Annotated in this window: 9 protein-coding genes; 7 read left to right on the forward strand and 2 right to left on the reverse strand. The window is 37.5% G+C overall.

The annotated features are described in order from the left end of the window. Window positions 1-5: 5 nt before the first annotated feature. The 7 genes from rffA to rfbB all read left to right on the forward strand — a co-directional run bounded on the left by rffA (window position 6) and on the right by rfbB (window position 6285). Window positions 6-1148 carry a dTDP-4-amino-4,6-dideoxygalactose transaminase gene (gene rffA / locus AC3M61_RS06200; RefSeq protein WP_500780003.1) on the forward strand — a complete coding sequence of 381 codons (1143 nt, stop codon included), beginning with the start codon at window positions 6-8 and terminating at the stop codon, window positions 1146-1148. Between the two features lie 22 nt (window positions 1149-1170). Then, window positions 1171-2028, forward strand: coding sequence for a hypothetical protein (locus AC3M61_RS06205; protein ID WP_500780004.1), 858 nt, complete (start codon window positions 1171-1173; stop codon window positions 2026-2028). Window positions 2029-2033: 5 nt separating this feature from the next. Further along, window positions 2034-3677, forward strand: coding sequence for an HAD-IIIC family phosphatase (locus tag AC3M61_RS06210; protein WP_500780005.1), 1644 nt, complete (start codon window positions 2034-2036; stop codon window positions 3675-3677). Further along, on the forward strand, window positions 3646-4059 hold the full coding sequence (locus AC3M61_RS06215; protein WP_500780006.1) for a VOC family protein: 414 nt from the start codon (window positions 3646-3648) through the stop codon (window positions 4057-4059). Before AC3M61_RS06210 ends, AC3M61_RS06215 begins: the two co-directional genes overlap by 32 nt. Before the next feature lie 8 nt (window positions 4060-4067). Beyond that, window positions 4068-4448 carry a hypothetical protein gene (locus AC3M61_RS06220; RefSeq protein WP_500780007.1) on the forward strand — a complete coding sequence of 127 codons (381 nt, stop codon included), beginning with the start codon at window positions 4068-4070 and terminating at the stop codon, window positions 4446-4448. Then, window positions 4417-5175, forward strand: a complete 759-nt coding sequence (locus AC3M61_RS06225) for an FkbM family methyltransferase (RefSeq protein ID WP_500780008.1) — start codon at window positions 4417-4419, stop codon at window positions 5173-5175. The genes AC3M61_RS06220 and AC3M61_RS06225 overlap by 32 nt, the downstream gene beginning before the upstream one ends. Before the next feature lie 111 nt (window positions 5176-5286). Further along, window positions 5287-6285 (forward strand): dTDP-glucose 4,6-dehydratase, encoded by a 999-nt coding sequence (gene rfbB, locus AC3M61_RS06230; protein ID WP_500780009.1) that lies wholly within the window; start codon window positions 5287-5289, stop codon window positions 6283-6285. A 96-nt stretch (window positions 6286-6381) separates the two neighbouring features. Here rfbB and AC3M61_RS06235 read toward each other — a convergent pair whose 3' ends face one another. Continuing rightward, entirely contained in the window at window positions 6382-7554 is a 1173-nt protein-coding gene (locus tag AC3M61_RS06235) for a flagellin N-terminal helical domain-containing protein (protein ID WP_500780010.1), read from the reverse strand. Between the two features lie 38 nt (window positions 7555-7592). Continuing rightward, a complete protein-coding gene (locus AC3M61_RS06240; protein ID WP_500780011.1) occupies window positions 7593-10229 on the reverse strand; it encodes a tetratricopeptide repeat-containing glycosyltransferase family 2 protein in 2637 nt (878 codons plus the stop codon). Window positions 10230-10376: the final 147 nt, after the last annotated feature.

The raw sequence follows: 10376 nt of genomic DNA on the forward strand, positions 1-10376 counted from the left end.
TATGCATGGATATAAAAATACCGTTCAACAAGCCATGTTATACAGGAAATGAAGATAAATACGTTTTGGACGTTCTCAAAAAAGATAGGATGTCAGGTGGTGGAGAATATTCAAGGAAGTGTGAAGAATGGTTTGAAAAAACAACAGGTACAAAAAAGGCTATGCTCGTTCCTTCAGGAACACATGCATTAGAAATGGCAGCAATTTTACTCGATATCCAACAGGGTGATGAAGTAATAATGCCATCATTTACATTTACATCCACTGCAAATGCTTTTGCATTAAGGGGGGCGAAAATTAAGTTTGTCGACATCAGACCTGATACAATGAATATAGATGAAAAGCTCATTGAACAGGCAATAACATCCAAAACAAAGGCGATATGTGTTGTGCATTACGCAGGTGTTGGATGCGAGATGGATACGATAATGGATATTGCGAGGCGGTATGGACTTTACGTGGTTGAAGATGCAGCACAAGGAATGATGGCAAAGTACAAGGGAAGGTATCTTGGAACGATAGGAGATATAGGTTGCTATTCATTCCATGAGACGAAGAATTACACAAGTGGGGGTGAAGGAGGAGCAATACTGATAAACAATGAAAAACTCATTGAAAGAGCGGAAATTGTCAGGGAAAAGGGTACGAACAGAGCGAAATTTTTCAGAGGCTTAGTTGACAAATACACATGGGTTGATATTGGAAGCAGTTTTCTGATGAACGAGCTAAGTGCTGCATATCTGTGGGGGCAAATTGAAATGGCAGAAAAAATAAATAAAAGAAGGCTTGAGTTATGGAATAAATACTATGTCGAACTTTCTGAGTTGGAGCAGAAAGGGTTCATTGAACTACCCAAAATACCGAAAGAGTGTGAACACAATGGTCATATATTCTACATAAAGGTGCGTGATATAGAGGAAAGGACAAGGTTAATAGAGCATCTCAAAGGGAAAGGAATACTGGCAACATTTCATTACATACCGCTCCACAGTGCCCCAGCAGGACAAAAATTTGGAGAATTCGTTGGAGAAGATAGGTTTACAACAAAAGAAAGTGAGAGATTGTTGAGATTGCCGATGTTTTATTCATTGAGTGAAAAAGAACTTGAAAATGTTATAATGAGCTTAAAAGAATACTACTCACTATAAAGAAAACAAGGAGGTTACTAATATGCCATACTATAGCGATGATGAACTTAGACAAATGAGATTTAAGTACGTTGGTAAAAATGTTAAGATAAGCACTAAAGCCAGCATCTACAATACAGAACTTATAGAAATTGGAGATAATTCAAGAATAGATGACTTTTGCGTAATATCAGGGAAAGTAAAGATAGGTCGTAATGTTCACATATCACCACTATGCCTTATCGCAGGTGGTATGGAGGGGGTTACAATAGAAGATTTCACAGGTTTAGCATACGGAGTAAAAGTCTTTACAAGGTCTGATGATTATAGTGGAGAGACACTTTCAAATCCTACCGTTCCAGAAAAATTTAGGAAAACTTTCAAAGCTTCTGTTGTTATAAAGAGACACTGCCATATAGGGGCAGGAGCAGTTATCTTACCAGGAGTAACTCTGGAAGAAGGAACATCGGTAGGAGCTTTGACATTGGTTGATAAGAGTACGCAACCATGGGGAATCTATGTTGGTATACCTGCAAGAAGAATAGGTGAAAGGAAGAAGGATTTACTAAAATTAGAAAAGCTTTACCTCATGGAGGAAGGCGCTGAAATAACAAACGACGTATATGTTCAAGTAGAAGCTAATGACGACAATAATCGGCAAGTAACCGGAGTGTCTATAACTATTGTAGAAGAACTAGAAGCAAAACTACTAAAAATTGCAAGAGAAATCTTTGAGAAAGAAATAGCCCTCGACGACAAACGTGAAGAAATTTCGGGTTGGGATTCTTTCACTCATCTGTTATTGGTAACACGTGTTGAAGAAGAACTTGGACTGGTTATTCCAACAGAAGAAGTATCGAAGATACGTTGTCTAAGGGACTTTTTAAAATTTGCGGGGTGATTTTCATGAAAATTGCAGTGTTGTCCAACGTAGAACTTCGTGCAGCCTTGGATGAACTTAACAGAATGAATCCGGAAGTAGAAATCTATACGCCAGGTGGCTATGGGGTCTGGATGCAGGAGCTCTTGAATGAAAATTCTCAGTTGGTCCTGTCCACACCAGAGCTAGTTTTCTTAATCTTAGATGGCACTTCGTTATTCGAAAGTTTTCGTGAAGATGAGATAGACAGCATATTTGAAATCATTAAATCATTTGTTGAAAAGCATGGATCCCTTCATTTCTTTATCTCAGAAATCGACGTTTGGAACAGGCAAATTCTACCAAACGATGAACTGAACAAAGGAAAGCTTTTTGAATGGAAATGGAACAGAGCAGTGTATACTTTGGCAAGTAGTTTCGAAAGAATACATGCTTTTAAGCTGAAGGAACTTATAGAGTCAGAGGGCAGGAAGGCATTTTATAGCGATAAGCTTTGGTACTTGGGTGGGATAAGGTACTCGAGCTTAGGTCACAAAAAAATAGCAGATGAAATGGAATTGTTGATACGGGCGTATCGTAAGCAAAGAAAGAAAGTTCTCGTTCTCGACCTCGATAACACGCTTTGGGGTGGGGTTCTTGGAGAAGCAGGACTCGATGGAATTGAATTAGCTGATGTCAAGGAAGGGCGGAGGTTCAAAGACTTCCAAATGCGGATAAAAGAACTTAAGGATACCGGAGTTTTACTAACGATATGCTCCAAAAACAACGAAAGCGATGTTATAGAAGCATTTGAAAAGCATAGGCATATGGTTTTGAAAAAAGATGACTTTGTTAGAATGAAGATAAATTGGGAAAACAAACTTACAAATATCAAAGAATTAGCAGAGGAACTGAATCTGGGAATTGATTCCTTTGTTTTTATTGACGACAATCCAGTCGAAAGGGAATTGATTAAAACGTCACTACCATGTGAGGTGCCAGACTTTCCAATAGATACAGCAAGGCTCAACGATTTTGCTTTGGAGATTTATAAACGCTATTTCTACACATTGAAGGTTAATATAGAAGATGTAAAGAAAACAGAGATGTACCTAAAAGAAATGGAAAGAGAAAAGTTCAAAGAAAGTGTCGCAAATTTAGAAGAGTATTTAAAATCGCTGAACATGAAGATGAAGATTAGAAAGTTGAAAGAAGAAGATGTTCAAAGAGCTGCTGAACTAACGCAAAAAACCAACCAATTCAATCTTACCACATTAAGATTAACCGAAGCAGAAATCAGGGCAAGAATGAGTAACTCAAATTATTCTGTTTACATTGCTTCGGTTGAAGATAGATTTGGAGAATATGGGAAAGTTCTCCTTGCCTTTGTGAAAAAGGACTACTCAAGGAAGGTTGCAGAGTTTGAAAATTTGTTGATGAGTTGTAGAGTATTTGGAAGATATTTAGAGGACCAATTCGTCGGATTTATAGAAACTGAACTTTCAAAAGAAGGTATACAACAGGTAAAAGCAAGGTATATACCAACTGCCAAAAATAAGCCTGCACAAGATTTTTTCGATAGACTTGGATATGATGTTGAAACTTGTGAAAATGGAGAAAAGGACTACAAATTAGATATCAGAAAAGCAGGTGAAAGGCATGGATACGCCTTTGTTGAATATGAAGGTTGACCACATCGGTTACGCCGTTAAATCGATAAGCACAGCTCGAGAATTTCTGGAATTGCTGGGTTTTTGTGTTTTGTCAGAAGAGGTAATAGATGAGTTACAAAATTCAAAAATACAGTTTATGACAAATGGGCAAATTAAAATAGAGCTAATTGAACCAATCAATGAAAATTCACCAATTGTAAATTTACTTAGAAAAGTCGGTTCCACGCCATATCATTTTTGTTTTTCAACCCATGAATTCGACACTGTTTTTGAAGAGCTAAAGAAAAAGGTTGTTTTAATAGTTGATCAAGTTCCAGCAAAAGCATTTGACGGAAGAAGAATAGCATTTTTTTACAGTAAGGAAATAGGACTTTTCGAAATTCTTGAAAGTGGGGAATAAATTAGAATATGAAACAGGCAGTTATCGTTGGATTTTTTGGAAAATGGAGAAAAATGTTAAAGAATGTTCTTGAAAGCAAAGGAACAAATGTGGCATGCTTTATTGATAACATAACTACTGAAAAAGAATATCAAGGGATTCCAATAATAAAAGATTATGAAATTGAAGAGAATTTGAGAGATTTTGCAGGAGAAGTATATTTTACTTTCCCCGCAGAAGACGAGAGACGGAAGAAATACGCCGAAAACGTTTTGAGCAAATTCAAAAATACTGTAACCGTATACAGTTACTTTGAAACTTATACAATAAATCAGGAAGCACTCTTTTTAGCTCGAAAAGCGGGAGATTACTGGCATAGTGAAGAATTTGATGAAAAAAAGAGCAAATGAGGTGATTAACCTTTTTGATGATGAAAAATCAAGAAACATAATGCAAAAATGGATAGAATTTAGGAAAGAACTTGATTTATTATTGATACCATATCCTGAGGAAAACCAGTACATTCCAGACGATGTACCAGTTATCGATAGTATTCCAACAACTTACAATTTTATGGACCTCGGAGCATACGATGGTGATCCTCTACTTTTTGTTTTTAACAGACTTTGCAACTTCGGAAAGGAACTGGGCTGTTATATAGCACTTGAACCAGAAGGTAAGAACTACAGTATGCTGAAGGAAAGAATTGAAAAATTGAAAGAAACTACTATGAAGTCTCAGAAGTTTTTGTTGCTTAAAACAGCCTGTTCTGACAAATATACAGTCTTTAGCATATATAGCAAGGGACAGCGCAGTAAACTGACCGATGAACGAAATGATTTCGAAGAATTTGAACGTGCGTATTCGGTTGTGCTTGATGATATAATACATAACATAAGGATTGATTTTGTTAAAATGGATGTCGAAGGTTTCGAACTTCCTTGCTTGCATGGGCTTAAAAGAATCATCAATGAAAGTCGTCCTGTACTTGCTGTTTCAATTTATCATAAGCCAGAAGATTTCTATACTATACCAGAGTTTTTAAACGAGCTTTGCACTGACTATGATTTTTACGTGAGAGTTCACTCAACGTTTTTCATAGAGACGGTATTGTATGCAGTCCCAAGAGGTCGTTAGCAATACAAATCATTCGCAATAGCCCATGCGATATTTATGAAATAAAGTATACGCAAAACCTAAAATTTTGGTTGGAAGCTCGTCTCTAAGTTTAGATAGGAGGAAACAGCTATGAAATACCTTATCACCGGTGGTGCAGGATTTATTGGAACAAACTTCATATATTACATGCTTGAAAACTATCCCGAGCACGAATACGTTTGCTTGGATAAGCTGACATACGCTGGTAATTTGGCAAATTTACAAAAAGCTTTGGAATACAAAAACTTCCGATTTGTCAAAGGTGATATAGCTGACAGAAAGTTCGTTTTTGATTTATTTGAGCAAGAAAGATTTGATGTGGTAGTAAACTTTGCAGCAGAATCACATGTGGACAGGTCGATAGAAACTCCTGATGTCTTTCTTGTCACAAACGTACTCGGTACTCAAGTCTTACTTGATGCGTCCAGAAAATTTGGTGTTAAGAGGTTCCATCAAATTTCGACAGATGAAGTCTACGGTGATTTACCGCTTGATAGACCGGATTTGAAGTTCAAAGAGACAGATAACCTAAAGCCATCTTCACCGTATTCTGCTTCGAAAGCATCAGCTGATTTGCTTACACTTGCTTATCACAGAACGTATGGACTACCTGTGACGATATCAAGATGTTCAAATAACTATGGACCGTATCAATTTCCTGAAAAACTGATACCGTTGATGATAATCAATGCATTAAATGACAAAGACCTTCCTGTATACGGAACAGGTCAGAACGTGAGAGACTGGATATATGTGACAGACCATTGTGAGGCGGTGGATATAATCTTACAAAAGGGAAAGGAAGGGGAGATTTACAATATTGGAGGAAATTGTGAGAAGAGGAACATAGACGTTGTGAAGACGATACTTGAGAAGTTGGGAAAACCTGAGAGTTTGATAAAGTTTGTGAAAGACAGACCAGGGCATGATTTGAGGTATGCTATGGACACAAGTAAGATGAAGGAAGAATTTGGTTGGGAACCTAAGATAGGATTTGAGAAAGGCATTGATAAGACGATAAAATGGTATTTGGAGAACGAAGAATGGTGGCAGAGAATTTTGAAAAAACAATATCAATATAATCTCTAAGATTTATACAATAAATCTCTAAACGTCTAAAATGTGTTAATTTGTTTTAAGCAAAAGCGGGGCACCACACCCCGCTTAATTTCGATAATGTTGAAATTATCCTCGCAACAATTGAAGCACATTTTGTGGCAAAGTATTCGCCTGTGCAAGCATTGACATACCAGACTGCATGAGAATTTGCATCTTGGTGAACTGCATCATCTCTTTTGCCATATCTGCGTCTCTTATTCGGCTTTCCGCTGCTGTGAGGTTTTCTGCTGCTACACCGAGGTTCGCTATTGTATGCTCGAGTCTGTTTTGAATTGCACCAAGCTGAGACCTGATGGAACTTACTTTGTGGATTGCCGCATCGATTATACTAATCGTTCTTTCCGCATCATTCTGACTTGTGACCTTCAGTGTAGAGGTTAACAAACCAAGATTCTTCGCATCCACTGCATCGATACCAGCTATCATGTTAGCTCCTTCGTTTGCACCTATTTGGAAAACAAGCTGGTTACCTGTTGTATTTATCTTCTCAACCCTTGCAACACCTGTATCAATCACTTCTTCAAGTGGCAACCCTCCACCAAATTGTGAAATATCAAATCTGTCTTTGTTCCAAATTATCTTCACACCACCAATTGTAATAGAACCTTGGCTGTAGCTTGTAATAACACTGCTTACACCATCTGGTTTTACAAGAACAACCCTAACATCAAGTGCACTTGTTACGTTATCTGAGAACTGACCTACTTCAACAACAAAAGTTCCTTCGACAACACTTGCGGCAGAACTTACAGCACTAACCACAAGGTCTATATTTCCTTGCGCAACAACCTTCACATCTGGTGTAAATCTGAAGCTTTCAAGATTTCCATTCAAAAGTTTCTTTGTGTTAAATTCCGTCGACCTTGCGATTCTGTCAATTTCTTCTCTTAACTGGTCAAGTTCCGCTTGGATACTTGACCTATCCACATCGGTATTCGTATCACTTGCCGCCTGGACTGCGAGTTCTCTCATCCTTTGCAAGATAGCATGCACTTCGTTAAGAGCGCCTTCTGCTGTTTGAATGAGTGAAATGGCATCTTGTGCGTTCTTCACCGCCATCTCGAGACCTTTGATTTGCCCTCTCATCTTCTCACTAATCGCCAAACCTGCCGCATCGTCACTTGCCCTGTTAATCTTCAAACCTGATGAAAGTCTTTCAAGCACCTTTTTCATGTCAGAATCCGTAAGCGTTATCTGCCTCCATGCGTTCAGTGCAGATAAGTTGTGGTTGATACGCATAACCTCACCTCCATGGAAAGTAAATGATTATATATTAATCACCTTTCAAAAACAACAGCCCTTAGAGACTCATTCAAAACATAATGTCTAATTTTCTTCGCTCCAGCCTTTCTCAGCTCGTCTTCAACTTGATTTCTTGTTCTAATAAACCTAAAGATTGGATAATACCAAACGATATCGTCATGATTGTTGAAATCCGGAACAAAATAGAAAAGCACTCCACTTTCAAACTTCTTCACAACCTCACCCAATTCCTTAGCTATATTGACAATTTCAAAGCTTACTATATTCTCTGATTTATCTTCATACTCGATACCAATTTCTAATGCAGCATTTTTAACTAGCTCGATATATTTTTCATCTTCCTCGTAAACTTTGATTTCTGTTATATTCACTTCTCCAAGCACTTTTAAAATATCTTCTCTTTTGACTTCTAAAACCGGAAGGTTATAGCCAACTCTTTTTTGTTTGTATATCCTTATCGCTTCATCGATATGGAAGGGTTCAACGTAGTAATATCTACTCGCTTTGCGCCAAACGCGCAATGGAGAGATAACACCGAGTCCAGAATGTTTTTCCGAGATATTTCCAACCCATACAATCTCATCGTTTTTGTTTCCAAAAACCTCATGCGGGTAGAAATTATCAAATTTGTAAACCCCTAATGCTAAATCACCTAACACTGTGTTTTTCTTTAAAGCTTCGGCATGGTATAAGTAGGCTTTTTTCAACTCTTCTTGGTTCTTCGAATCTTCGAACAATTTCGCATACCTGTATTCCAAAAACGGGAATTCTTCTTTCTTAGAGATGCTATCCAATAATTGTGATGACTTTTCCCTATTATTCTTCCAAATATTCGTCGCACTAATGTATTTTGCAAAATCTGTGTCTGAAATGAGGTAAAGTCTTTCAAGTTCCTCTTTTGGAAATTCTTTAAGTGCTCCCGTCATGAGCTCTTTGTTTTCAAAGTAGAACCTTTTAAGTTCGTGGAATATACCTTCTATCGTTGGGTCTAATTTCGTTTTTAAATCATCCAAGATAGGTTTCACAAACCTACCAAGTTCTGGCAAGATTTCAGCAGCTGTCTTGTAATACTCAAGAGCCAGCTTAAAATTTGCCTTTTCTAAGTAAATATCCGCAATTAGTCCGTGGCTAACACCTTTGATAATTTCGTTTTCTGATTTTCTTAACCTGTTTAACACTCGCAATTTTTCTGGACTGGAATTTGGAAGGTTTTCGTAAAAGAATAAAACAGCTTCAAGTCCCATCCTTTCAATTTTCTCTGCCCATTGGTTTTCGTCCAAACCAAAGATGTATTCCATTAGTCCATCTTTCTTTGCCTTCAAATTTTCCAAAACAAGCTTTCCAAAGGTTCCCTTCAAGAACGGTTCAAAAAGGTCGTAGTTGAATTGTATACCTATTTTCTTCACTCGCTCAACGATATCAAACACGTTAAGGTGCACACCAAATTGATACGCTTCATGCAAAAGTTTTTCAATTTCAGGGACAATTTTTATGAAGTCATCGTCATCGACTTCCGTGATATACTTGACTAAAGCATTTACAAGCTTTTGCGCCTCGGCCACGGTAAGTTTTGATTTATCAAATATCTTTTCAAAATGCATTTTAAATTTCTCAATATCTTTCTTCTTTAGATATGCAATCGCAAGAAGAGTATGAACCATAGGTGTATATTTTATAGCAATTATCGTCCAGGTAAATTCTTGAGGATTCTTTTCCACATATTCGATCCGCTTTAGGAACTCTTCACCATAGAATATTGTTTCTTCGTATTTCTTTTCCGCTTCACTGACAGCCAAAAGCCCGTAGTATGGATCCGGATTTTTAGGTTCTATTCTTAGCAAAAATTCAAGCAACTCCCTGGCTTCTTTGTTGAACCCTTTCGCATTTAAAGCAAGAGCATGCATTAGTAAAACCTCAAAAGCAATGGCGGGCATTTTTTGGTCCTTTTTGATTATTTCAATTACCTTATTAACTATTGGATAGAGCTCTATCGCATTTCCCCCGATCATCTCTGTTTTGTAAAGTTGGCATAAGTAATACGCCCTTTCTTGAGAGGGCATGTCCTTTTTCTCTTCTAATAATTTAACTATAAGGTTTCTTGTTCTTTCGTATTTTTTCTTTTTCAGCTTCCGTGTCCAAATATATCCGTAATGGTATATCGTAAAGGGGGCTTCCACAACCTTACCCTTGTAAATAGGCTGGTTGTGGACAATATTTTCGTATCTCACGGTTCCATTTCTAAACACCCTTGCAGTTGAAGCTATCTCTGTTTTTTTCAAATCCCAGTCCAAATAACTCAATGTGGGAAGGTATACGGTATTAACATCATCAGGCAAACTTGCGAGAAATTCCCTTATCCCAGCAAAATCTTCTTTAACTTCCTCGTCAGCATCGTAAATTAAGACCCATTCGCATGTAGGAAATTGGAGAGAATAATTTCTGGCTTCTGAGAAATCATCTTTCCATTCGTGGAAATAAATCTTGTCTGTGTATTTCTTGGCAACCTCCACACTATTATCTGTCGAGCCTGTATCAACGACAATGATTTCATCAACGTATGGTTTAATACTTCCAAGAGCCCTGTCAAGGTTGTGCTCTTCGTTTTTCATAATCATGGCAACACTGAGTAAGCAACGCTTTTTGCCTGGCATATTTCAACCTCCTACGTAAAAATATGGTATAAATATTTTAGTCAAAAAGTAGGCAGGGCAGGACGACTTATTCAGCCTTGGCTTTCAAGCCATTCTAGGAGTCTGTCGCCTGCCTTTAACCATGATAAGTTGGTTGGGTTTTTAACC

Source organism: Fervidobacterium sp. (assembly GCF_059913585.1).

Coding starts and splice junctions, on each gene's coding strand:
- rffA (WP_500780003.1), top strand. CDS start 6: ATGGATATAAAAATACCGTTCAACAAGCCATGTTATACAGGAAATGAA.
- AC3M61_RS06205 (WP_500780004.1), top strand. CDS start 1,171: ATGCCATACTATAGCGATGATGAACTTAGACAAATGAGATTTAAGTAC.
- AC3M61_RS06210 (WP_500780005.1), top strand. CDS start 2,034: ATGAAAATTGCAGTGTTGTCCAACGTAGAACTTCGTGCAGCCTTGGAT.
- AC3M61_RS06215 (WP_500780006.1), top strand. CDS start 3,646: ATGGATACGCCTTTGTTGAATATGAAGGTTGACCACATCGGTTACGCC.
- AC3M61_RS06220 (WP_500780007.1), top strand. CDS start 4,068: ATGAAACAGGCAGTTATCGTTGGATTTTTTGGAAAATGGAGAAAAATG.
- rfbB (WP_500780009.1), top strand. CDS start 5,287: ATGAAATACCTTATCACCGGTGGTGCAGGATTTATTGGAACAAACTTC.
- AC3M61_RS06235 (WP_500780010.1), bottom strand. CDS start 7,554: ATGCGTATCAACCACAACTTATCTGCACTGAACGCATGGAGGCAGATA.
- AC3M61_RS06240 (WP_500780011.1), bottom strand. CDS start 10,229: ATGCCAGGCAAAAAGCGTTGCTTACTCAGTGTTGCCATGATTATGAAA.